The sequence below is a fragment of the Acinetobacter sp. PK01 genome (assembly GCF_022819285.1).
Lineage (GTDB): Bacteria > Pseudomonadota > Gammaproteobacteria > Pseudomonadales > Moraxellaceae > Acinetobacter > Acinetobacter tandoii.
Genome location: NZ_CP094643.1, coordinates 2014823 through 2041287 on the forward strand (window position 1 = coordinate 2014823; position 26465 = coordinate 2041287).

Annotated in this window: 20 protein-coding genes; 5 read left to right on the plus strand and 15 right to left on the minus strand. The window is 39.9% G+C overall.

Features of this window, described 5'->3' with window-relative positions:
• Positions 1–26: 26 nt before the first annotated feature.
• On the minus strand, positions 27–953 hold the full coding sequence (locus MP622_RS09545) for a DUF808 domain-containing protein (protein ID WP_044740211.1): 927 nt from the start codon (positions 951–953) through the stop codon (positions 27–29).
• A 198-nt stretch (positions 954–1151) separates the two neighbouring features.
• Here MP622_RS09545 and trpS point away from each other — a divergent pair, with 198 nt between their 5' ends.
• The 4 genes from trpS to MP622_RS09565 all read left to right on the plus strand — a co-directional run bounded on the left by trpS (position 1152) and on the right by MP622_RS09565 (position 5873).
• Positions 1152–2165, plus strand: a complete 1014-nt coding sequence (trpS, locus tag MP622_RS09550; RefSeq protein WP_016165833.1) for a tryptophan--tRNA ligase — start codon at positions 1152–1154, stop codon at positions 2163–2165.
• Between the two features lie 379 nt (positions 2166–2544).
• Complete coding sequence (locus MP622_RS09555; protein WP_016165832.1) at positions 2545–3186, plus strand: YqiJ family protein; 642 nt, start codon at positions 2545–2547, stop codon at positions 3184–3186.
• A 24-nt stretch (positions 3187–3210) separates the two neighbouring features.
• A complete protein-coding gene (locus tag MP622_RS09560) occupies positions 3211–4920 on the plus strand; it encodes a flotillin domain-containing protein (RefSeq protein WP_016165831.1) in 1710 nt (569 codons plus the stop codon).
• A 143-nt stretch (positions 4921–5063) separates the two neighbouring features.
• Entirely contained in the window at positions 5064–5873 is an 810-nt protein-coding gene (locus MP622_RS09565) for a VOC family protein (protein ID WP_158654325.1), read from the plus strand.
• Between the two features lie 17 nt (positions 5874–5890).
• Here MP622_RS09565 and MP622_RS09570 read toward each other — a convergent pair whose 3' ends face one another.
• From MP622_RS09570 to sdhC, 13 genes are all read right to left on the minus strand, one after another.
• A complete protein-coding gene (locus tag MP622_RS09570; RefSeq protein ID WP_243790689.1) occupies positions 5891–6253 on the minus strand; it encodes a hypothetical protein in 363 nt (120 codons plus the stop codon).
• Positions 6254–6503: 250 nt separating this feature from the next.
• A complete protein-coding gene (locus tag MP622_RS09575; RefSeq protein WP_243790691.1) occupies positions 6504–7265 on the minus strand; it encodes a TorF family putative porin in 762 nt (253 codons plus the stop codon).
• A gap of 70 nt (positions 7266–7335) precedes the next feature.
• Positions 7336–9636 (minus strand): primary-amine oxidase, encoded by a 2301-nt coding sequence (gene tynA / locus MP622_RS09580; RefSeq protein WP_243790692.1) that lies wholly within the window; start codon positions 9634–9636, stop codon positions 7336–7338.
• Between the two features lie 130 nt (positions 9637–9766).
• The gene (locus tag MP622_RS09585; protein ID WP_243790694.1) at positions 9767–10441 is read right to left on the minus strand and encodes a helix-turn-helix transcriptional regulator; all 675 of its coding nucleotides are present in this window, start codon (positions 10439–10441) and stop codon (positions 9767–9769) included.
• A gap of 130 nt (positions 10442–10571) precedes the next feature.
• The gene (gene sucD, locus MP622_RS09590; protein ID WP_243790696.1) at positions 10572–11462 is read right to left on the minus strand and encodes a succinate--CoA ligase subunit alpha; all 891 of its coding nucleotides are present in this window, start codon (positions 11460–11462) and stop codon (positions 10572–10574) included.
• An 11-nt stretch (positions 11463–11473) separates the two neighbouring features.
• Complete coding sequence (gene sucC / locus MP622_RS09595) at positions 11474–12640, minus strand: ADP-forming succinate--CoA ligase subunit beta (RefSeq protein WP_243790698.1); 1167 nt, start codon at positions 12638–12640, stop codon at positions 11474–11476.
• A gap of 174 nt (positions 12641–12814) precedes the next feature.
• On the minus strand, positions 12815–14248 hold the full coding sequence (lpdA, locus tag MP622_RS09600; protein ID WP_044740219.1) for a dihydrolipoyl dehydrogenase: 1434 nt from the start codon (positions 14246–14248) through the stop codon (positions 12815–12817).
• Between the two features lie 59 nt (positions 14249–14307).
• Positions 14308–15525: a 2-oxoglutarate dehydrogenase complex dihydrolipoyllysine-residue succinyltransferase gene (gene odhB / locus MP622_RS09605; RefSeq protein WP_044740220.1), complete on the minus strand. Its 1218-nt coding sequence runs from the start codon at positions 15523–15525 to the stop codon at positions 14308–14310.
• Entirely contained in the window at positions 15525–18365 is a 2841-nt protein-coding gene (locus tag MP622_RS09610; protein ID WP_016165821.1) for a 2-oxoglutarate dehydrogenase E1 component, read from the minus strand. Before MP622_RS09610 ends, odhB begins: the two co-directional genes overlap by 1 nt.
• A gap of 743 nt (positions 18366–19108) precedes the next feature.
• A complete protein-coding gene (locus tag MP622_RS09615) occupies positions 19109–19819 on the minus strand; it encodes a succinate dehydrogenase iron-sulfur subunit (protein WP_016165820.1) in 711 nt (236 codons plus the stop codon).
• A gap of 14 nt (positions 19820–19833) precedes the next feature.
• Positions 19834–21732 carry an FAD-binding protein gene (locus tag MP622_RS09620; protein WP_016165819.1) on the minus strand — a complete coding sequence of 633 codons (1899 nt, stop codon included), beginning with the start codon at positions 21730–21732 and terminating at the stop codon, positions 19834–19836.
• Positions 21733–21744: 12 nt separating this feature from the next.
• Entirely contained in the window at positions 21745–22110 is a 366-nt protein-coding gene (gene sdhD / locus MP622_RS09625; protein WP_004695554.1) for a succinate dehydrogenase, hydrophobic membrane anchor protein, read from the minus strand.
• Complete coding sequence (gene sdhC / locus MP622_RS09630; protein WP_026441307.1) at positions 22110–22508, minus strand: succinate dehydrogenase, cytochrome b556 subunit; 399 nt, start codon at positions 22506–22508, stop codon at positions 22110–22112. The genes sdhD and sdhC overlap by 1 nt, the downstream gene beginning before the upstream one ends.
• A gap of 996 nt (positions 22509–23504) precedes the next feature.
• Between sdhC and gltA the strand changes: the two genes are divergently transcribed.
• Positions 23505–24782 (plus strand): citrate synthase, encoded by a 1278-nt coding sequence (gene gltA, locus MP622_RS09635; RefSeq protein WP_016165817.1) that lies wholly within the window; start codon positions 23505–23507, stop codon positions 24780–24782.
• 72 nt (positions 24783–24854) lie between these two features.
• Here the strand turns inward: gltA and MP622_RS09640 are convergent, their stop codons facing one another.
• Positions 24855–26453 carry an NAD(P)/FAD-dependent oxidoreductase gene (locus MP622_RS09640; protein ID WP_243790700.1) on the minus strand — a complete coding sequence of 533 codons (1599 nt, stop codon included), beginning with the start codon at positions 26451–26453 and terminating at the stop codon, positions 24855–24857.
• Positions 26454–26465: the final 12 nt, after the last annotated feature.

Below are 26465 nucleotides of genomic sequence, written 5' to 3' on the forward strand. Positions count from 1 at the left end.
ATTTTTATGAAGTAGACCCTTTAAGCTTAAGCCTGTTTTGAGTTCGGCCAAATCTTTTTAAACACAGTTAGTACAAGAATCACCGCCAAGCCTGCGGCAACACCAATCATCAAGTTAATTAAAGTTGGCGTTAATGCACCGACAATACTGCCAAAGTTAGGAATTAACTCTAAGTGATCAACTGTATCTTCTGTAAAATGATGGATAAGCGGTACCGCATGATTAATAATCCCTCCGCCCACCAAGAACATTGCAATTGTGCCAACTACAGTTAATGTTTTCATGAGCTTAGGTGCAAAAGCCAATAAAAAGCGTCCTACTTTCTGTTTCGCATTCGAGCTTTGTTGAGTTAGGTACAGCCCAATATCATCAATTTTGACAATCAATCCGACAAATCCGTATACCCCGATAGTCATTACAATCGCAATAATGCTGAGTACCGTCAATTTACTCATAAACGTAGCTGTTGCTACTGTACCCAAAGAAATCACCACAATTTCTGCAGACAAAATAAAGTCGGTACGAACCGCACCTTTGATTTTCTCTTTCTCATAAGTAACGAGGTCAGTTTCAATAGTGTGAAGTTCTTCTTCTGCCTCCTGCTCATTGGTCGCCTTTCGATGTTGCAAACTGTGTAAAACTTTTTCCACACCTTCATAACATAAGAATAGACCACCAATCATCAATAAAGGATTAATCAGCCACGGCGCCACTACACTAATTAATAACGCCAGTGGTACCAAAATCAATTTATTGACAAAAGAACCCTTCGCGACACTCCAGACTACAGGCAATTCGCGTTCTGCACGTAAACCGCTGACTTGTTGCGCATTGAGCGCCAAGTCATCCCCCAAAACACCCGCTGTTTTCTTGGCAGCCACTTTGCTCATGACAGCAACGTCATCTAATACGGTCGCAATATCATCTAATAATATTAATAAGCTACTTGCCATTATATTTATCCTAAGAAATTTGCTCTATTTTAATGGGATCTGAAGAAAAAAACTGTATTTACCTGATGATTTATGTTCGGATTTAATTTTTTTCTACTTCTATTTTTTTCTGACTGACATTAAAAAAAATTATGCCGTACAATGTAGCCCATTAATTGACTGCAGATGTAGTAAATACACTACTTTTTGGAAAAGAAAATGAGTAATCAAGATAATCGTCCAGTCATTTTGACTGGCGACCGTCCGACTGGGCAACTTCACTTAGGTCATTTTGTTGGTTCATTACGTTCACGTGTGGGTCTACAAGATTCACATCATCAACATCTTTTATTGGCTGATGCACAAGCATTGACTGATAATGCCGACAACTTTGAAAAAGTACGTCGTAATATCCTTGAAGTTGCCACAGATTACTTAGCTGTTGGTATTGACCCAACCAAAACCACCATCTGTGTTCAATCTTGTTTACCTGCGTTAAATGAACTTACGATGTTGTATCTCAACTTCGTGACCGTTTCACGTTTAGAGCGTAACCCAACCATTAAATCTGAAATTCAGATGCGTGGTTTTGAACGGGATATTCCAGCAGGCTTCCTATGTTATCCAGTCGCCCAAGCTGCAGACATTACCGCATTTAAAGCCACTGTTGTTCCTGTTGGTGAAGACCAAATTCCAATGATTGAACAAACCAACGAGATTGTTCGTCGCATCAACCGTCAAATCGGTCAGGACTTATTACCAGAATGTAAGGCACTACTCTCTAATATGAGTCGTTTACCTGGCTTTGATGGTAAGGCAAAAATGTCAAAATCTTTAGGTAATACGATTGTGCTTGATGCCAGCGATAAAGACATTAAAAAAGCCGTAAATGCGATGTATACCGACCCGAACCACCTGCGTATTGAAGATCCAGGTCAAGTTGAAGGGAATATCGTATTCACTTATTTAGATGCTTTTGATCCGAATAAAGAAGAAGTCGAAGAATTAAAAGCACACTATCGTCGTGGTGGTTTAGGTGATGGTACGGTGAAAAAACGCTTGGAAGGTGTGTTGAAAGAATTAATCGGACCAATTCGTGAACGTCGTATCGAACTTGCCAAAGACCCTGATTATATTATGGATATTTTGAAAGCAGGCACAGATAAATGCCGAGATATTACACAACAAACTTTGGATGAAGTGAAGTCAGGTTTAGGTGTATTCCACTTCTAAATACATTTGAGTAACATCGCAAATTAAAGGTCTTTCATAAGGCCTTTAATTTTTTAGAATAAAAAAACATCGCCCCAATCACAAGACTCTCCAATTATTAACGTGATTTAACATGAAGTAACGTGATTGCTCATGACCTTGAGACTCATTACGATTAACATTCTCCCATGATTTAGGAAATCCTAAATTGTTAACATTTCTCCTTAACCGAACTGTGCAAACAGATTCGTTGTTCTACGCAATGGTCACCCCAATCATTGCGTATTTTTTTGCCTAAAGTTTTTTAGACTTATTCTCATTTCGATGCTATCTTATATATTAAAGAATAAATTTGTATTTTATTTGTTATAAATATCATTAAAAAAAAGAGAATTCGATCATGTGGGAACTTGTGACGCACCCGTCAAATCTCATTTTTAGCATTTCAATATGCCTTCTCTTTCTCTTTGCCTTTTTTGAGCTAACGTTATTGTTACTGGGTGGAGGTACTCAAGGTATTCTTGACCAACTTTTACCTGCTGATCTCACTTCACCTGAAGTCGATATAGATACTGAAGCCAGTTGGTTATTACAGGTATTGGACTGGTTATATCTGGGGCGTGTGCCTTTATTAATCTGGTTTATTATCTTTCTCACGATTTTTGGTTTATTTGGGCTACTACTACAAACAATTGCTCACTTATTTACAGGAGCCTATTGGAGTGCTTGGCTGTTAGCACCTGCAAGTTTCTTTTTGTGTATGCCATTGGTACGTTTCACCGCAAAAGTTACCTCAAGAATTTTACCGCAAGATGAGACTACAGCAATATTTAGTGAAGAATTGGTGGGGCGCACGGCGGTCATCGTCATTGGTATTGCTAAGCCTCATTCCCCTGCTCAAGCCAAAGTCAAAGATCAATTTGGACAAATTCATTATATTCTGGTCGAACCGGAACAAGAAGATGCTTTTAAACAAGGTCAACAAGTAGTGCTGACCCAAAAAACAAAAATTGGCTTTCAAGCCATACGTTCTGAAACTTAACAACACTTAAATTTTGAGTATATGATGCTAAATTCAAATCTTATCAATTTGTTACTAATTGCAGGCATTATTTTTGTCGCAATTATTGTTATTGGCTTTATAGTCGCCCGTTTATATCAACGTTCAAGTAAAGAAATTTCATTTGTCCGTACAGGATTTGGGGGCGAGAAGGTCATCTTGAATGGTGGTGCCATCGTTCTGCCTGTATTGCATGAAATTATTCCAGTAAATATGAATACTCTTCGACTTGAAGTAGTTCGTGCAGAAGAACAAGCCCTCATTACACGTGATCGTATGCGTGTAGATGTGATGGCAGAGTTTTATGTGCGGGTAAAACCGACTGCTGAATCGATTGCAACAGCAGCTCAAACCCTTGGTCGGAAAACCATGTCACCCAATGAACTTAAAAATTTGGTTGAAGGTAAATTTGTTGACTCTTTACGCGCAGTCGCTGCTGAAATGGCGATGGAAGAGCTACATGAAAAGCGTGTAGATTTTGTACAAAAAGTTCAACAAGTCGTATCAGAAGATTTATTCAAGAATGGTTTAGAGCTTGAAACAGTCTCTTTAACTGGTTTAGATCAGACCAGTTTTAAATACTTTAACCCGCAAAATGCGTTCGATGCAGAAGGTTTAACCAAACTTACAGAAACCATTGAAGACCGTCGTAAAAAACGCAATGTAATTGAACAAGATGCAGATCTTGCAATTAAAACTAAAAACTTAGAAGCTGAGCAAGCACGTTTACAAATTTTACGTGAAGAAGAGTACGCCAAATTACAACAAGAACGTGAAATTTCAGTCCGTCGAGCAGAACAGCTTGCTGAAATTGCAGCACAAGAAGCAGCTAAAAAACGTGATGCAGAAGAAGCACAAATTGCAGCTGAACGTGAAGTTGAATTAAAGCGTATCGCTTCTGCCCGCGATGTAGAAAATGAAAATATTTTGAAAGCTCAACTTATTCAAAAAGCTCAGGTCGAGCAAAAGAAAACCATTGAATTGGCAGAGCAAGATCGCGCAATTGCGATTGCTGAAAAGTCTCGTGCAGAATCAGAAGCCAAAGCTCAAGCAGACCAAGCTCGTGCTCAGGCAGTTAAAGCAGAAGAAGAAGTTCTCACCGTCCGTGAAACGCAACGTGCTGAACGTGAAAAAGCGGTTGAATTGGTTGCAGCAAAACAAGCTGCTGAAAAAGATGCGATTGCCATTACTGTTGCTGCCGAAGCTGGTAAAAAAGCAGCGGTGGACGAAGCGGAAGCAATTCGAATTGCTGCTGAAGCGGAAGCTGAAAAAGCCCGCCTACATGCCAAAGGTGAAGCAGATGCCAAAGTTTTACTGGCACAAGCTATGGAAAAACAATATCAGGTTGATGCTGAAGGTACTCGTGCCGTGCATGAGGCAAATAACACCTTATCGTCTGAGCAAGTTGAAATGCAAATTCGACTGGCTTTACTGAAATATCTACCTGAAATTATTCGCGAAAGTGTTAAACCAATGGAAGGTATTGATGATATTAAAATTTTACAGGTCAATGGTTTAGGAAGTGTTGCACATCCTCATGGTCATGAATCGACTCCTGAACATTCAACTGCTTCACTGTCCGATCAAGTCGTGAATAGTGCTTTACGCTATCGTTCACAAGCTCCATTAATCGATAGCCTTATGAGTGAACTTGGACTGCATGGTGGTGATATCAATGGTTTGACCCAACAACTGAAACCGCAAAGCAAAGTATAAATTCCATTTATAAAATTAAGCGCAACTTAAGTTGCGCTTTTTTCATCAAAATATTACATATTGCCACGTCATACTCAGTTAAAATTCAACCTTATAGGACCTAAACACAAGGACCATGCATGCATCTTACGATCTATCCTGCTTTGTGGTTTGATAATCAAGCGTTAGAAGCATTTGAATTCTATTGCTCAGTTTTTCCAAACAGCATAGTCCTTGAACATAATCAGACAGTCGTAAAGGCATCTTTGTCCAATCAATGCTTTATTGGGATAAATGGTGGTCCCTATTTCTTACCTAATCCAGCCATCTCTTTTACAGTGATTTGCGATAGTCGCGAAGAAATTAACGCGCTATGGCAAAAACTTATTCTCGGCGGTGCAAGCATTATTGATCTCGGTCATTATTCTTGGAACGCTTATTATGGTTGGGTTCAAGATCAATTTGGCTATACCTGGCAATTACAACTAGGTAACGGCGGTAAAACACAACAACACATTCTTCCCAATTTATTATTTTGTGGTATGCATCAGAACCAGTGTTCGCAAGCCCTACAATACTATCAGAAGATTTTTCCAGAATTTCAGCGCCATCAATTGCTTCGCTACCCTTCTGGTGACTTGGAAGGAAAAATACAAAATAGCATTTTTAGCTTGAACCACCTGAAATTTATAGCAAAAGATAGCCCCCATAAGCATATTTTTGATTTTAATGAATCCGTTTCTTTTGTGATTCCGTGTAAAACACAGCAAGAAATTGATTATTACTGGAATTATTTTACAGAACATGGTTCGGAAAGTTGGTGTGGCTGGTGCAAAGATGTTTTTGGTATTAGTTGGCAGGTCATTCCAAAAAACCTTGCACAAATCTTAGCGAGTCATCCCAAAGCCTATTCAACGCTGACACGTATGAAAAAAATTATTATCGAAGATTTACTTATTTCAAAAAATGAATAAAAAAATATTCGTGCATTTTAGAATAACTGTACCCAAAAGAATCGAATTAACTGCCCTCGATCATAGGGAAAATTTGACAAATACTCATAGCCAATTTTATTTCGCTTATTTAATTTAATTTCAATACCATAACCAAATGATATTCTTAAGGCATCTAAATCTGAGCTATTGAACTCACCTGTCCCAAGTTTATTGGTGAAATTTTCAGAATTATAAGCGGTATAATTAAAAACTCGAATATATTCATTTTCATAAAAGTCATTATTCGCTACGCTATAGTCATTTTCTTTTTCATTATGCTGTTCCGCAAGATACTGATAATAATAAAAAATTTCATCACCAATAAATTCATCCATGTAGACATCTTCATTTTCAGCCATAGCAGCATTCATCAATAAAAAAATCAAAGCGAATATTCGGAAAAAGAACACATAAACATATCTTAACATCTGCAATACGGTGTCGAAAAAATAGAATTTTATGCATAAATATAGCACAGTTAAACAGCATCATATACAGTACTAAATTAAACTATACCTCTGATTTTTCAGTAAATAGAACTCCTTTCTTTTAAAAAAAGGCTTCATCAACATGAAGCCTTTTATCACTTGAAAATAATCATTTGCTAGATTAGAACTGTTTGGTCAAAGAGAATACGACACTTCCTTTCATAATATTGGCATCACTATCAATATTATTGTCAATCCATACTAACTCTGAATTTAACCCCAAAACTTCTGCACCCAGACCAATTTTATAGTCAAAATAATCATCTTGCTGACCATCACCACCAAATGCTTTAGTAAACTGTTCATTATCTTCCAGCTTGGTATAACCCAAGCTCGAAACAAGTTTAATATTTTTATACACCGGAAACTTATAACTGGTATTCAAATAGATTTCTTTACCTGATTTAAATGCAAACTCAGGTGAATAAAATACTCCCACTGTAAAATAGTCGCCACCCTTCATTAAATCACTATGATTATAATTCACGCCAAACTCACTAAAATCGGTGTGATATTCTTTGATCGTGCCAGGATAATTCACATCGGCATAGTTAATATCTAGGAATGATTTTTCGGTGATGGGTAGATTATAGCCCACAAAAAAGTCAGCTTCGACATTCCCTCCTGCCCCAACATCCGCATTCGATGCCCATAAACTTAGATAGACGCCTGATTTATGCGAAAAGTTTAAAGCCCCTTGAACGGCAGGATCACGATTCGACATAGACACTCCACGGAAGCGATAATCCGTCAACATTGCCATAGAGCCTGCCACTGTAATTGTAGGTGTAGATTCAGAAGTCGTTGCTTCCTCTGCAAATACTGAAACTGATGACATTAAAAGTGATACAGTCAACAACCGTTGAACACATGATTTAAACATAGATTCCCCCAAATCTTAAGATTTGCCACATCAAAGTTTTGATATGGCATGTTTTATTGCTATCGCAGCATTAATGTGAATGTGTCGTCGTATCTTTTGGTGTGTTTAGATTCAAAGTTGGTGTTTCATCGAAGAAGTTCCATGGTTTAAGCAGTACATTCACCCACTCCGTTGGCATGATTGGCCATTCTTCTGCTCGAGCAACATGCGTTGTACCCGTGGTTAACCACACGACCAAGTCTTTGTTATCAATGTTGTCATTATTTTTAACAAATTGCCCCAAGCCTGTATCTTTGTCAGAACGGTTTGGATACGCACCCTCTGGATAGAGTTCAGTCGGATTGTATTTAGTGACCCAAATTTGCTTATCCATAAAGTTTAAACGTTTGAATAACCATTCATCTGGACTAAAGTTTGCGCCTTTGGCAATTGGGTGCGTGCCACCAGCAAATGGAATCAGTTGATAAGAAACGGGATTGCCAACTTTGTTCTCTTGCGAATAGTTACTGATTAAACGAATGGTTGATGGATTAAATTTCTCTGCTGCTTCTTGTTCATTACTCACCACATGTTTTTCGATTTCCATCGTGCTTTTACGCACACCTTTTTTATTCACATTTACAACAGGGTTCATGTGGGTCAGTGTATTGTTCTCACCATCGACATCTAAGTCTAAACGGAAGTTATAAATATGCTGATGGGTTGTTCCCACAATATTATGATCAATCAAAGTTCCGTAACGGGTATCTTCTTTGGCTGTTGCATCATGCATAGTTGATGCTTTTACCCCTTTAACCGCTTCAATACCTGTAGCACCCGCATTAATCCCTATGGTGCCATTGTCTGAGAAGACCCAATCAAACATGTAGTCATAGTTACCAACTGTACTAATCCAGCGTACCACAAGCTCACGGCGCTCGGCACTTACATTGCTTTGTCCCATTTCTTGATGTTTAAACTCGGGTCCCGCATAACGTTCAAATACAGCAATTGCATTTGGAATCGTCATTGGTTTACCTTCGTAATCAGCAATCACTGCATCAAGCAGTACAGCATTCTCAGGAACATCCTTACCCCGCTCAATAGATGAGGTCAACGTACCCATTCCATATTCACCAGAGTCGAGATAAGACTTGAAGTACCAACCCATATCTGGATCACCATAAGGCACAACCATTCCCCCAAGATTGCCTTGGTACATGACTTTACGTTTTACGCCCTTATCTTTAAAAGTGACTGTGCCAACTTGTAAACCTACACGAGAATCAAGCCCGACATGGAAGCACCAGTTGCCCCAATGAATATACTGACCCGTAATGCTGTAGTTTTTACCCTCAGGTTCTACAATATTCAGAGGCTTACGTGTTTCTGCTTTTTTATCACGACCATCATAAGGACGTGGTGTCATGGGTACAGGCACTAAACTACCCTCTTCAATTTTGACAATTTTCTTTTTGTCTAAATCGACGACAGCAACCAAATTCTCAATAGGATGTGCCCAATAGTTTCCATCACCTACATCAAGATAGCTGACAATTTTCAGTAAGCTAAGTTCTTTATTTAAACCATCTTCACCACCAAAGTATCCTACAGTCAGTGGTGTACCCACGACTTTAGTGACATCTGTAATGCCACGTTTTGCTAACGCAGCTTTATACTCTGGACTCTTCTGAATAACCTCTTGTACCATCATAAAGTCATCCAACAACACCATTCCATGCGTTGCAGGTAAGACCTTCCAAGCCTTTACTTGTTGTGTGTTCAGATCAACCACACCCTCAATAATATTATCGCTTTGTAATAAGCTAAATTCGGCTAAACGTGGACCTTTATATTCAGTATGATTCAGCACACTGTTCCAAACTGCATTTTTTTCAGGTTCTTGTAAACGAATACGGCTGAAACGTAATGCTTTCGGTGCACGTTGATCTGCCTGAATGATCTTCGTCACTGACTGGATTTCTTCTGTCGTTAAGGTATTTAACGGATGCTTTACGGTTTCAACTTGAAAGGTTTGATCAAGGCCAGATTGGAAAATCTCATTTGCCAATGTTTCCGATGCCATAGCTTGACCGTCTTTTACAATAATGGGTGCCGAAATTTTTAAAGGCTTTCCATTCACCATAATGGTGGTTGAATTTGGTTTTGCTCGGACTAAGGTCGAATTTTTGCTGATGGTATAGATATTGGCATATTGGTCTTGCTGTACCGTTGCACCAACCGATTGCATGGCTTGTTGTAACGGTAACATTTTCGCTGCTTCACCATGTGCCATCGCTTGATTTGCACATGCACCAATTGCCATTACACCAACAACATTTGATATTTGTTTAAGATATTTTTTCAGCATTTGTGAATGTAATGTTTTCATCTCGGATTTCCTTAGCCTTACAAACTGTTTTTCTATGCTGAAAAATTACGCTGTTCCCTATGCAAAAAAATCATCCCAAAGGATGATTTTTAAAATTGAAGATAGATCGATCTTATATTTATTATGAATGTCAGCCAGACAGTACTCGGCTCATCAATTCCTGACGGCTTCTGACCTGTGTTTTTTGATAGATATGCTGTAGATGGGTCTTAATAGTTGATATTCCACAATGCATCTCATCTGCGAGTGCTTGATTATTTAGGCCTTTGCATAACAAGCCTAATATTTTAGATTCTTGTCGCGTCAATGGCTCTGTTAAACCTTCATTAAATAGGCTAACCTGATGACTAGAAACGTCATAAATTTGATTAAAACAACAAGCGGTCAAATCATAAAATGATTCAACCATTTTTAACTCTTGATCAGAAAACTCCATATAGGCTGAAGACCGAACCAAACTCATGCCACGAATAGGAGCCCCATTCTGCCTAAAAAAAAGTTCAATCGTATCTTTTACATTCCATTTTTTTCTAAAGTCATCATACTCATCATTAGAAGCCACGGCTTGTAATACACTAAACTTCATATCTGTTTGATGGTATGCAAAACGAAAATGTACAGGGTCAAAACATTGCATACCTCCCAAGTATTCATCGACTGCTTGACAAGATATGCCTTTAAATGAATATTGACTCGCTGTTGTTTCCGAATCGATATTAAACGCAACCAATCCGTCAAATGGCAGCACTTTTTGGATATTACGGGTGAACTCTTCGCTGAACTGATTCCAATTTACCGCTTGCATGGTATCAAAACACTATTTTGAATGAATACTTGCTTAGAGCAATTTATATACCAAATAGAATGCGATAAACGTAAAAAAGCGCATGTTACCTAAGTAACACACGCTTTTTTTACTTAATAAATCTTAAAAATTAAGCTAAACCTTTGTCTTTCAATACCTGTAACACGGTTGCACCCAACTCTGCAGGACTGCGTGTATACGCCATTCCAGCACGTTCAAAAGCAGCGAATTTTTCTTCGGCTGTTCCCTTACCACCTGAAATAATTGCACCTGCATGACCCATGCGCTTACCTTTTGGTGCTGTTACCCCTGCAATATAACCTACTACAGGTTTAGAAACATTAGACTGAATATATTCAGCTGCTTCTTCTTCAGCAGTTCCCCCAATTTCACCAATCATGATAATCGCATCAGTATCTGGATCATCTTGGAACAGTTTTAATGCATCAATTTGGTTCATACCCGGAATTGGATCTCCTCCAATACCAATACAGGTTGATTGCCCAAGGCCAAGTTTAGTGGTCTGAGCAACAGCCTCGTAAGTCAGGGTTCCTGAACGTGAAATAATTCCGATACGACCCGGTTGATGAATATGACCCGGCATAATTCCAATCTTACATTCGCCTGGCGTGATCACACCAGGACAGTTTGGACCGACTAGACGCGTACCATTGCCATTGGTTTCTAAATAACGCTTGGCTTTTAACATATCCAGCGTAGGGACACCTTCGGTAATTACTACAATCAGTCCAACACCTGAATCTACCGCTTCAATGATTGAGTCAAGGACATAAGGCGCTGGCACATAAATCACAGATGCATCAGCTTGTGTTTCACGCACAGCATCTTTCATGGTGTTAAATACAGGCAAATCTAAATGTGTGGTTCCACCTTTACCTGGGGTCACACCACCCACGACTTTGGTTCCATAATCGAGAGCTTGTGCAGAATGAAACGTACCATTCTTACCTGTGAAGCCTTGTACCAATACTTTTGTGTTTTTATTAATTAATACGCTCATGATGGCACTCCTTATGCTTTTACTGCTGCAACAATTTTTTCTGCTGCATCAGCCAAGCCGTTTGCAGAAGTTAATTTCAAACCTGATTCATCTAGAATTTTTGCACCCAATTCTGCATTGTTGCCTTCTAAACGAACCACGACAGGAACACTCACATGTACTTCCTGCACTGCAGCAATAATGGCTTCCGCAATCATGTCACAACGAACAATACCACCAAAAATATTAATCAATACACCCTGTACAGAAGTATCTGCCAAAATCAATTTGAATGCTTCAATGACGCGTTCTTTGGTTGCACCACCACCAACATCTAAAAAGTTTGCAGGTTGCCCACCATAAAGTTTAATGATGTCCATAGTAGCCATTGCCAAACCTGCACCATTGACCATACAGCCAATATTGCCTTCAAGTGCAACGTAGTTCAGATCAAATTCCGATGCTTTTAGCTCACGTTCATTTTCTTGTGACTTGTCACGAAGTGCAGAAACTTCTGGCAAACGATATAAGGCATTCGAATCAATACCAACTTTGGCATCAACACATAAAATTTCACCATTTTCACGAACAGATAATGGATTAATCTCGAATAAAGCAAAATCATTTTCAATAAATGCCTGATATGCAGCCGTCATAATTTTGACAAATTGTGCAATCTGAGCATCTTTTAATTTCAAAGCAAATGCGACTTCACGTGCTTGGAAAGGCTGTAAACCCACCAAAGGATCTACTTCTACTTTGATAATTTTTTCTGGAGTTTCTTCTGCAACTTTCTCAATTTCAACGCCACCTTCGGTCGATGCCATAAAAGTTACACGTCGACTTGAACGATCGACGACTGCTCCAAGATATAACTCACGTTCTACTGGATAGACATCTTCACAAACCAAAACACTATTCACAGGCTGACCATTGACATCAGTTTGATAAGTAACTAAACGAGTACCGATGATATGGTTTGCGTAATCTGCCGCTTCAATGCTGGATTTGACGACTTTAACGCCACCAGCCTTACCTCGACCACCAGCGTGCACCTGCGCTTTCATGACTGCGAATTTTCCGCCAAGCTGCTCAAAGGCTTTCACTGCTTCTTCAGCATTAGTTGCCAATACACCTTCTTGAACAGGCATACCATATTTTTTTAATAACGCTTTGGCTTGATACTCATGTAGATTCATTGACTAACCTTTTACTACTTCTTTGCTTTGTTATGGACCGACTAATTCCTAGACTCACGTCTTATTTGGTATTAGTCCTTATTACATTTTTTCTTTCTTATTTGTAGTAGATTGTTCTGGTAAAAACAACCTTTAATCAAAAAAAAGAGCGGTTAAAACCGCTCTTTTCTTGTCTTATTTACGTTTACGCTGAATTGCGTGAATTGCTCGGCCATCGACAGCCAATGCAGCTTCATGAACAACTTCAGAGAATGTTGGGTGACCAAAAGTCATCAACTGTAGATCTTCAACAGAAGATACAAACTCAAGTGCGATCATCCCTTGGTGTACGATATCAGACGCAGCAGGTCCAATTACGTGCATACCCAATAAACGGTCAGTTTTTGCATCCGCAACGAACTTCACGAAACCTGCATTTTCACCAGCAGCCATTGCACGACCATTTGCAGCGAAACCGAATTGACCAGTTTTAACTTCATGGCCTTTTTCTTTCGCTTGCTCTTCTGTTAAACCTACCCACGCCGCTTCTGGGTGTGTATAGATTACAGAAATGATTGTGTCATAGTTGACTTGTGCAGCATGACCGTGAATTCGTTCAACAGCCATTACGCCTTCTTCCATTGCTTTATGTGCAAGCATTGGACCACGTACCAAGTCACCAATCGCATATACACCTTCAACAGAAGTTGCACACCAATCGTTCACTTCAACTAAACCACGTTCAGTGAGTTTAATACCTGAATCATCAGCCAATAAACCTTCTGCATAAGCACGACGACCAACACAAACGATTAATTTATCGAAAGTTTGAGTCTTGTCTTCGCCACCTTGCGTGTACTTAACTGTCACTTCACGACCGTTAACTTCAGTGCCTGCAACTTTAGCGCCTACGCGAATGTCTAAACCTTGTTTAGTCAATACTTTTTGGTAGTCTTTAGCCAATGCTTTATCAGCCATTGGTAAGAATGCATCCATTGCTTCAAATACAACAACTTCAGCACCTAGACGACGCCATACTGAACCAAGTTCTAAACCAATTACACCCGCACCAATAACACCTAAACGCTTAGGAACTTCTTGGAATTCTAAAGCACCAGTTGAATCAACAATAATGTCTTGATCAACAGGAGCTACAGGAATATTTACAGGCACAGAACCAGATGCAAGAATCACATATTTTGGCTCTAAAATTTGAGTTTCACCTTCATGAGAAACAAACTCAACTTTTTTACCAGCAAGTAATTTACCAGTCCCTTTTAACCATTCGATACCATTACCTTTAAGAAGGCCGTCGACACCCATAGTTAATTGGTTTACGATTTTATCCTTGCGATCAAGCATTTTAGCCAAGTCAAACTTCACTTCACCTGTTGTAATACCGTGATCATCTAAATGATGAACTGTATCTTCGTAGCGGTGAGAAGAATCAAGTAAAGCTTTAGAAGGAATACAACCCACATTTAAGCAAGTACCACCTAAAGATGGCTTGCCTTTGTGAATACGTTTTTCGATACAAGCAACTTTAAAACCAAGCTGTGCTGCACGAATTGCTGCTTCGTAACCACCTGGGCCACCGCCAATTACAACAAGATCAAATTGTTGAGACATTTTTATCTCCAAAAATGGGCTTAGAGGATCACTCTAAGCCCATGTTTTATTCTTTAGAATTAAAGGTCAAGGATCAATTTAGCTGGTTCTTCTAACAATTCTTTAATTGTTACAAGGAAACCTACTGCTTCTTTACCATCGATTAAACGGTGGTCATAAGAAAGCGCTAAATACATCATTGGCAAGATTTCTACTTGACCATTCACTGCCATAGGACGCTCTTGGATTTTGTGCATACCCAAAATTGCAGTTTGTGGTGTGTTCAAAATTGGCGTAGAAAGCAATGAACCGAAAGTACCACCGTTAGTAATGGTGAACGTACCGCCAGTCATGTCTTCGATACCTAATTTACCATCACGCGCTTTGTAAGCGTAGTCACGGATACCGTTTTCAACTTCAGCATAGTTCATACGGTCTGTATCACGAAGCACTGGTACAACTAAACCACGGTCAGAAGATACGGCTACACCGATGTCATAATAACCATGGTAAACAATGTCGTCGCCATCAATTGATGCATTAACCGCTGGATAGCGTTTAAGCGCTTCAGTTGCCGCTTTAACAAAGAAAGACATAAAGCCAAGACGTGCACCATGACGCTTTTCAAATGCATCTTTGTATTGTGCACGCATTTCCATGATTGGCTTCATGTTCACTTCGTTGAACGTCGTTAACATTGCAGTTTCTTGAGTCGCTGCAAGTAAACGTTCAGCAACACGCTTACGAAGACGTGTCATTGGAACACGTTTTTCAATACGCTCACCTACTGCAACGCTTAAAGGTGCAGCAGCTGGCGCTGCAGGTTTAGTTTGATGATTTGCCACATCTTCTTTAGTGATACGACCACCACGGCCTGTACCAGCAACATCAGCAGCAGGAATACCAGACTCAGTTAATGCTTTACGAACAGCAGGAGCTTGATCTTGAACTTGTTGAGCACGTTCAACAACTGGTGCAGCACCTGCTTGAGTGTTTGCAGCAGCTTGTTCAACTTTCGCTTCATCTTGAACTGCTTCAGTTGCAGCAGCACCAGAAACCGCACCTTCTTCAAACTGAGCAATCACTTCAGCTGAAAGCACTGTGTCGCCTTCATTTTTAATAATTGTAACGATTGTACCGTCAGCAGGAGCAACGACTTCTAAAACAACTTTGTCTGTTTCAATGTCACAGATCACTTCATCACGTGATACTGCCTCACCTGGTTGTTTGTGCCAAGTTGCAATCGTACCGTCTGCAACTGACTCTGGGAATACCGGTGCTTTAATTTCGGTTGCCATTACTTAGAATCTCCTGATTGTTCAGCTACGATCGCTAAAGCGTCATTAACCAGCTGAGCTTGTTGTTTTGCATGCAAATATGGTGAACCACAAGCCGGTGCAGCAGAAGCTTCACGACCTGCATAACTGATACGTACTTGTTTACCTGATTTCATCACATCATCGTATAAACGTGGTGCGATAAATAACCAAGCACCTTGGTTCTTCGGCTCTTCTTGCGTCCAAACAATTTCTTTTACGTTTGGATATTGAGCAAGGACTTCAGCAATACGTTGTTCTGGGTATGGATACAATTGTTCAATACGAATGATTGCAGTGTTATTTAACTCTTGCTCACGACGTTTCTCAAGTAAATCGTAGTAAACCTTACCACCACAAAGTACCAAACGGGTTACGTCTGCTTTGTTGATGTTATCGATCTCATCAATCACTGTCTGGAATGTGCCGTTTGCAAGCTCACTTAAAGTAGACGTTGCAAGTTTGTGACGAAGCAAAGACTTCGGCGACATGATGATCATTGGCTTACGAATTGGGCGAATCGCTTGACGACGTAAAGCATGGAAAATCTGTGCAGGTGTAGTCGGTGTCATCACTTGCATGTTGTCTTCAGCACATAGCTGTAAGAAACGTTCTAAACGTGCAGATGAGTGCTCTGGACCTTGACCTTCAAAACCATGCGGAAGAAGTAAAGTTAAACCACAAACACGTTCCCACTTCGTTTCACCTGAAGCGATAAACTGATCGATTACAACCTGTGCACAGTTTGCGAAGTCACCAAATTGCGCTTCCCAAATCACCAAGCTCTTAGGAAGCGTGGTTGCATAACCATACTCAAAACCTAACACCGCCATTTCTGACAATAATGAGTCATAAATTGCTGTACGTGGTTGATTTTCTTTGATGTGGCAAAGTGGGATGTAAGTTGAACCATCTACTTGGTTATGCAACTTCGCATGACGGTGTGAGAATGTACCACGACCAACGTCTTCACCTGTTAAACGAACAAGGAAACCTTCATCCAAAAGTGATGCATAAGCTAAAGTTTCAGCAGCACCCCAGTTCAATGGCATTTCACCAGTTTGCATTTTCAGGCGATCATCAATCACTTTTGCAACCTGACGCTGCATTACGAAGCCTTCAGGAAGCTCACGCATTTTGCGACCAAGTTCTTTTAAGCGATCTTCAGAGAAAGTTGTATCCCAAATGTCTGTGTATTCATGGCCTAGGTATGGCGTCCAATCTACAAACATTTTTGTATTTGGCTCTAATACCAATGCGTTAGCAACATGCTTGCCCGCTTCTAGATCAGAACGGTAATCTTCTACCATTTGGTCAGCAGCAGCACGATCTAACACATTTTGCTGAACCAATTGGTCTGCATACAATGCACGAGTCGTCGTTTTCTTATTGATGACTTGGTACATCATTGGCTGAGTTGCAGCTGGCTCATCCGCTTCGTTATGACCACGACGACGGTAACAGAACATGTCAATTACAACGTCTTTACGGAATGTATGACGGAAGTCATGTGCCAATTGAGCAACAAACAATACTGATTCAGGATCATCACCGTTCACATGGAAAATCGGTGCTTGGATCATTTTTGCAATGTCTGTACAGTATTCTGTAGAACGCGCATCACGTGGATCAGAAGTAGTGAAACCTACTTGGTTATTCACAACAATGTGAACCGTACCACCTACTGTATAGCCACGTGTTTGTGACATTTGGAAGGTTTCTTGGTTAACACCTTGTCCAGCAAATGCCGCATCACCATGAACAATCACTGGCAATACATCATCACCGCCAATGTCTTTACGACGAACTTGACGTGCACGTACCGAACCTTCTACTACTGGTCCAACGATTTCTAAATGTGATGGGTTAAATGCCAATGCCAAGTGAACTTCGCCACCTGGAGTCATTACATTTGAAGAGAAACCTTGGTGGTATTTAACGTCACCAGAACCTTTTTTATGTAAGCTCTTACCTTCAAACTCACCAAATAGGTCTGCTGGGTTTTTACCCATGATGTTAACCAAAAGGTTTAAACGACCACGGTGTGGCATACCAATGACAACTTCTTTACAACCTACAGAACCTGCACGTTGAATCAAAGCATCAACCATTGGAATGAAAGATTCACCACCTTCAACACCAAAACGTTTTGCACCGACGTATTTATTACCAAGGAATTTTTCAAGACCTTCAGCAGCAGTTAAACGCTCTAATACGTGTTTTTTCTGTTCTGCTGTAAAATTGAATTGGCCACGAGCACCTTCAAGACGTTGTTGAATCCAGCGTTTTTCTTTGGTATCAACAATGTGCATGTATTCTGCACCAATCGAAGCACAATACGTTGCTTCCATGGCTTGAACCATTTCACCTAAAGTTGCTTCATCTTTACCAATCAACAGATTACCTGTATTAAATACAGTGTCTAAATCCGATTGAGTTAAGCCATGTGCTGCAAGATCAAGATCAGGCACGATTTCACGTTTTGCCAAACCTAAAGGATCAAGCTTCGCTTTCTGATGACCACGGTTACGATACGCTGCAATAAGTTGTAATACGCCAATTTGACGACGCTCATGTTCAGTACTAACTGTGCTTTGCACCACCGCCTGAACACGGCTTGAATTGCGGCCTAATAAGAGGAATTGCTCACGTACATTGCTGTGTGGTTGATCACCTTTCGGGAATTTATCGAAGTATTCGCGCCAATCAGCACCAACTGATTCCGGTGACGTCAAATACTGCTCATAAAGTTCTTCAATATACGCTGCACTATCAGCGGAAAGTTCAGTGTCAAGACGCAAAGCGTCAGCAACTTCTTGCATTTGTGGACCCATTTCCTATTGCAAAAATATTTTAGGTGCCTTTTAAGCAACCCCATGATTGATAATGTCAAATTGGTAACATGACATTAGTCCCCAGCAGACATCAGCCTCAGGGCGTTATCACCACATTAGGAGTATCCTGATGTGAAAAATGAACAACAACACCCTCAATGGCATCATCACTCATCCATATATACTCGACCGAAACCGAGCAATTTTTTGCAAAATCGTTTTAGAAAAGATAAATTCTCGATTTAGCTTTTCTAAAACCACTTAGAAAATAGGTAAGCACTCAATTTATATCAAAAAACGGGTAATAATTAACCATGGTTTTTTCAATATAACGATGCATTAAATCGTAACATGTTCCACTTTCACCAATTGATTTTTTTGACACATACCATCCATAAATCAGCGAAATACACTCCACATTTTATGCTGTAAACTATGGTGATTTATCATCAATTAAGATGCAATCTAGACCAAAGTTCTATTTAAGTTTTTCAAATAGCAAAAAAGAGCACCTTCTTACAAACTGCCCTTTTCTAACGTTATATAATAGCATTTATTCTACGCAACAACCGCTTTTCAGCATAAATAATCCCTTCGTTTTACACGAATCGCACAAATTATGTCTATGTGCTTTCACCGAAAGTGTAAAACTGTATAACTAACTATTCTTGCATTTCATAAAAAAGCACACCCGAAAGTGTGCTTTTTTAAGTCTCATTAATCTTTAAAGATTAGCCAGCCATATCTAAAAGCATATTACGGATATGACCGATTGCTTTAGTTGGGTTTAAGCCCTTAGGACATACTGATACACAGTTCATGATGCCTTTACAACGGAACAATGAGAATGGGTCATCAAGACGAGCCAAACGCTCTTGAGTCGCTGTATCACGTGAATCGATAATGAAACGATACGCGTTTAACAATGCAGATGGACCCAAGAATTTGTCTGGGTTCCACCAGAATGATGGGCATGAAGTTGAACAGCATGCACACAAAATACATTCATAAAGACCATCTAAGTGTTCACGCTCTTCAGGAGACTGTAAACGCTCTTTCGGTGGCGCAGGTTGATTGTTAATCAAGAATGGATGGATTTTATTGTACTGATCGTAGAACTGATTCATGTCTACAACCAAGTCTTTCACAACAGGAAGACCTGGAAGCGGACGAACAGTAATCACATCTGGCAAATCATTGAGATTCCAAAGACATGCTAAACCATTTTTACCATTGATGTTTACGCCATCAGAACCACAAATACCTTCGCGGCACGAACGACGGAACGTTAACGACTCATCCTGTACTTTCAATGCAAGAAGTGCATCAAGCAACATACGGTGCTTATCTGTCAATTCAAGCTTAAAAGTCTGCATGTACGGTGCTGCATCCTTATCAGGATCGTAGCGGTAGATATTAAATGTACGAGTACCTCTACTCATCTTACTTCTCCTAATTAGAATGTACGTGGTTTAGGTGGAATAGCAGCGACAGATAACGGCTTGTAACGCACTGGTTTGTACTCTAGACGATTGTCAGCAGAGAACCATAATGTGTGCTTCATCCACTCATCATCACGACGACCATATGGGTATTCTGGATGATCTGGAGACTCTTCAAAATCTACAACTGTGTGTGCACCACGACATTCTTTACGTGCAGCAGCAGAAATCAAGGTCGCTTTAGCAACTTCATACAAGTTTTCAACTTCTAGAGCTTCAATACGCGCAGTGTTGAATACCTTAGATTTGTCTTTCAAATGAATGTTACGAACACGTGATTCAATCGCAAGAATTTCTTTCACACCTTTGTCAAGCAACGCTTGTGTACGGAATACACCAGCATGGTCTTGTACGATGTCACGAATGGCATCAGCAACTTCTTGTGCATTTTCACCTGTTGTTGACTCATCCAATTTACGGATACGTGCAACAGTTTGCTCAAGTACAGTTGTAGGAAGCGGTTGGTATTCATCACCATGGTGTTTAGTCACGTAGTCGATGATGTGTTCACCAGCAGCTTTACCAAATACAACCAGGTCAAGCAGTGAGTTCGTACCCAAACGGTTTGCGCCATGTACAGATACGCAAGAACATTCACCAATTGCATAGAAACCTTTTACTGGTTTAGTGAAGTTACGTTCACCTGCATTGGTAGAATAAACATCAGTCTCTTTATTGTAGTTTGCTTCAAGCGGTGAAGTTTCACGGCTTTCTGGCACTACAACTTGACCATGAATGTTTGTAGGAATACCACCCATTTGGTAATGGATTGTCGGTACTACAGGAATTGGTTCTTTAGTGATGTCAACGTTCGCGAATTTCTTACCAATCTCAAATACAGATGGAAGACGTTTCATGATTGTTTCAGCACCCAAGTGCGTCATATCAAGCAAGATGTAGTCTTTCTTAGGACCACAACCGCGACCTTCTTTAATTTCTTGGTCCATCGAACGTGATACAAAGTCACGTGGCGCCAAGTCTTTTAAAGTTGGTGCATAGCGTTCCATGAACGGCTCACCAGCGTCGTTACGAAGGATCGCACCTTCACCACGACAGCCTTCTGTCAACAATACACCCGCGCCCGCAACACCTGTAGGGTGGAACTGCCAGAATTCCATATCTTGTAATGGAATACCTGCACGAGCCGCCATACCAAGACCATCACCAGTATTGATATATGCGTTAGTAGATGCACGGTAAACACGACCTGCACCACCTGTAGCAAACAATGTCGCTTTCGCTTGGAATACTGCAATTTTACCTGTTTCTTGATCGTATGCAGTTACACCAAGTACATCACCCGCTTCATTACGGATAAGGTCAAGTGCAATCCATTCAACAAAGAATTGAGTACCCATTTTCACGTTGCTTTGATAAAGCGTGTGAAGAAGTGCGTGACCTGTACGGTCAGCAGCAGCACAAGCACGTGGAACGGCTTTTTCACCATAGTTTGCAGAGTGACCACCGAATGGACGTTGGTAAATCGTACCGTCTGCATTACGGTCAAATGGCATACCCAAGTGTTCTAATTCATAAACAACTTGTGGTGCTTCACGCGTCATGAATTCGATTGCGTCTTGATCACCTAACCAGTCTGAACCTTTTACAGTGTCATAGAAGTGGTAGTGCCAGTTATCTTCTTGCATGTTACCAAGAGATGCACCAATACCGCCCTGCGCTGCAACTGTATGTGAACGTGTTGGGAATACTTTAGTCAGAACCGCAACTTTTAAACCAGCTTGAGCAAGTTGGTAAGACGCGCGCATACCAGAACCACCACCACCAACGATGACAGCATCGAAAGTTTCGTGTGGAATATTTGTGTAATCTTCTTTAGGGGTTATAGCGCCCATGATCTCTTCCTATCAATTCGCCCAAAAAATCTGGATTGCCCAGATCGCATATGCAAATACAGCAATAATTACTGCTGAAGTCAGTACAAGGCGTAAACCTGAAGCCGAAGGCCCCATTTGACGAGTAGTCACATAGTCAGTGAATACTTGCCACATACCAATCCATGCATGTGCAACAAGAGATAAGACTGCTAATAAAGATAAGATCTTCATTGGAGCTGTCATCATAAAGCCGTACCACTGTTCGTAGCTAAAACCACCATTGCATAGGATCCAACCTAAAACAACAACAGTATAAACTGCTAATACGACAGCACTTACGCGCTGGATAAACCAATCGCGAGAACCTGAACCCGTTAAACCAGTAGCACTTTTCATTAGATAACAATCCATACAAATGCCGCAATGATACCGATTGCAGACAAGATCAATGAAATAGTAGCTGCGACACGACCACTTTGCAGTTCTTCAGCAATACCTAGATCCGCAAGTAAATGCTTAACACCCGCAATAAAGTGGAAAATTAAGCCGGCTACAAATACCCATACGATAAAACGCACGATAAAACTATTAAAAATAGCTTGTACTTGCGCAAAACCTTCAGGAGAAGACAATGACTTGTCTAAAATCCATAAAAGTACCGGTACGAGTAAAAATACGATGACACCAGATAGACGGTGTAAAATTGATGCAATAGCCACAGGGGATTTTAAGTTTACTTCTAAAACTTGACCCATGGACAAATTGACAGGTCTGTTGCTTTTCACAGCGGGCATCCTGTAAGTAAAAACTCCATCCGGAGTTTGTTGGAATTAATTCGAAGGAAAGCTGGCATTGTCAGGCAAGCAAATGCCTAAACTCAAAACGACACCGAATTATAAAACGCGAAAAGTCAAAATACAAACAATCAAAGACTGGTTTTTTAACAAAAAACCTTTAAATAAGAATCATTAACAAAATTAACATTCTATAAAAACCAATAATTTAGCTCAAATTCATTGCTATGCTATTGGTTTTTATCATTTATCCTCTCAGTTCTGACCTTTCTAACCCTAATTCGATATTTTTGTATCTTTAGACTAAAGATAAGCAAGATATTTGCTCTATTTGATAATCCTTTCCTTTATATGGAAAGACTTGCATTTCCTATCAAAATGTTCACTATTTATTTAGAACAATAATTTTATGATATAACGTGATTAAATAATGACTTAGCCATAATTAAATACAAACTACTTATAAATTTTAAGGGTTTAAATTGCTCAGAAATTGCAAAAAATTACGTCTAAAGCCTATTTTTTAATCAAAATTCAAAATTCAATGAGTTATTTTTTGATCAATTGAATCAAACTTTAGGATTAGAACTTAATGCCAAATTTAGCTAAAAAATGAAATAAAATATGAACAAAAATGAATGTAAGTTATGAAAATTAGATGAATTTCGATTCAGTTTGACCCCACCATTTGTTCAAAAATACTCTCCTCATATTTTTTATAAATATTTACAATTCAGATGGAGCACTATTTTTTTTCTGCACCTCAAGAATATTTTGACATATCATAGCGCGGCGGTGCTGTGATTTTACTCATTGCTCTAAGGAAGGATTTGACTAAACCTCTGTGAGGGCGTCAGTTTTTATCCATAAGTATAATTGACAAAATTTCAGTACTCTCTAATCTAATTAGCAAATTTTTGATCCGTCTGATTCGCGCATTAAAAGATTCGTATTACGAGTCAGATTAAACATTCACCGGGACAGGAGATCTATTGAATGTCTGAAGCAACTGGCAAAAAAGCCGTATTACAGCTTGATGGCAAAGAAATTGAATTACCAATTTACAGCGGCACATTGGGCCCAGATGTAATCGACGTTAAGGATGTGTTGGCCGCAGGTCACTTTACTTTTGATCCTGGTTTTATGGCTACAGCAGCTTGCGAATCAAAAATTACCTTCATTGATGGTAACAAAGGTGTACTTTTACACCGTGGTTACCCAATTGACCAACTTGCAACTAAAGCAGACTACTTAGAAACTTGCTACCTATTATTAAATGGTGAGCTTCCTACTGCTGAGCAAAAAGTTGAATTTGACGCTAAAGTACGTAACCACACTATGGTTCACGACCAAGTAAGCCGTTTCTTCAATGGTTTCCGTCGTGACGCTCACCCTATGGCAATCATGGTGGGTGTAGTAGGTGCGCTTTCTGCGTTCTATCACAACGGTTTAGACATTGAAGATGTTAACCACCGTGAAATCACTGCTATTCGCTTAATCGCGAAAGTTCCTACTCTTGCAGCTTGGAGCTACAAGTACACTGTAGGTCAACCATTTGTTTACCCACGTAATGACTTAAGCTATGCAGAAAACTTCTTGCATATGATGTTTGCTACTCCAGCAGACCGCGATTACAAAGTAAACCCAATTCTTGCGAAAGCAATGGATCGTATCTTCACACTTCATGCTGACCACGAACAAAACGCGTCTACTTCTACTGTTCGTTTAGCTGGTTCTACTGGTGCTAACCCGTATGCATGTATCGCTGCTGGTATCTCTGCACTTTGGGGTCCTGCTCACGGTGGTGCGAACGAAGCTGTTCTTAAGATGCTTGATGAAATCGGCACTGTAGAGAACGTTGCTGGCTTCATGGAAAAAGTGAAGACTAAAGAAGTTAAGCTCATGGGCTTCGGTCACCGCGTTTATAAGAACTTTGACCCACGCGCTAAAGTAATGAAAGAGACTTGCGACGAAGTTCTTGGTGCACTTGGTATCAATGATCCACAGCTTGAACTTGCTATGGAACTTGAGCGTATCGCGTTATCTGATGAATACTTCATCAAGCGTAACCTTTACCCGAACGTAGACTTCTACTCAGGTATCATCCTTAAAGCGATTGGTATCCCAACAGAAATGTTTACTGTAATCTTCGCGCTTGCACGTACTGTTGGTTGGATCAGCCACTGGTTAGAAATGCACAGCGGACCTTACAAAATTGGTCGTCCACGTCAGCTTTACACTGGTGAAGTTCAACGTGACATCCAAGGTCGTTAATTCGAAAGAATTGATGATTAAAAAACCACCCTTCGGGTGGTTTTTTTATTTCGCGTGGAATAAAACTAAATATCAAGCAATATCATAATCAGCCAAATCCAATTTTTTTAGTTGTTGTTTTAATTGCTTTAACGACCACGGCCATGCAGCAAAATTTCGCCCATTTTGATCTAAATAATAAGATTTACAACCACCACGATTAAAAACAGTCTTCTGCAAGTTCTTTTGTACCGCAACATTATGTTCATGAAGTACTTTAGGCTTAATTTCTATGCGCTTAATGCCCTGATCTCGCATTTGCAGTAAACCGCTCATAATGTAATCCAGTTGCGCTTCAGCAATTCCAATAAATGAATCATAGACCAGAATATTTGGACCCAACACCAAAAAGGCATTAGGTACATGTTCCAAGCTTGCACCTAAAAATGCCTCTGGAGAGCTTTCTTTCCAACGCTCAGCCAAGAGTTGCTCATTCGTATCATAAACCCGCTTACCTATAGGCGGGTGTGAAACTTCAAAGCCTGTCCCCCAGATAATCACATCGGCCTCGTACTGTTCACCATTCGCAGCAATCAATTTATTCCCTTGTATTTCAATCAACCCCTCTGGCACAAGCTGTACATTTTCTTGTTGTAAGGCAGGATAATAATTATTGGCAAATAAAAGTCGTTTACAACCAATTGAGAAATTAGGTGTCACATTTTTACGTAATGTATGATCTTGAATTTGTAATTTTAATAGCTGTTTGCTCAGCAGATTAATCGGTTCTAATATTTGAGGATGACGCAATCCAAAGTTAATCCCATTTAAAATTTGCGCAACACCTCCACGCCACAACTGTTGAATTACAGGATATTTTGCAATGATGCCTTTAACAGCATCATTCAAGGCGAGATCTGCTTTAGGTAATACCCAAGGTGCAGTACGTTGAAAAACAATCAACTCTTTAACATCAGGTTGAATTTGAGGAATAAACTGGATTGCAGATGCACCTGTGCCAATTACCGCAACCCGTTTATCTGTTAAATCGTAGTCATGTTTCCAACGTGCCGAATGAAACATTTCCCCCTGGAAGGTATCAATCCCCTTAACTTGAGGCACAGAAGGTTCTGTAATCGGGCCAGTAGAAAAAACCACTGTCTTAGCGAGAAATTTCCCCTGTGATGTTTCTAAAACCCATTGTTGCTGCGCTTCATTCCATTTGGCAGACAAAAGCTCATGCTTAAATTTGATTTTGTCATTCAAATTGAATTGCTTCGTGACCTGCTCTAAATAGGCCAAAATTTCTGTTTGCTTAGCAAAGAGATGACTCCAAGCATGACTTGGCGCAAATGAAAAAGAATACAATGCAGATGGTACGTCACAACCACAGCCAGGATAAGTGTTGTCACGCCATGTTCCACCGACGCGATCTGCTTTTTCAAACACTAAAAAGTCAGTATAGCCTGCTTGTATCATCTTATAAGCAGCTGCTATACCAGATATTCCTGCACCAATCACAATACAATCATATACACGCGTTGGCTGTGGTTGTTTTGCTTTAGTTCGTATTTTGTTTTTTTGTTGAGGCACGGAAGTTTCGTTTTCCTCCAACCCAATAGATTTAGCACCTTCTTCTAAGGCGGATTCAATTTTCTGATCTGAATTTTCCAGTAAAATATTCTCTGTCATGTTGAGTCTCTT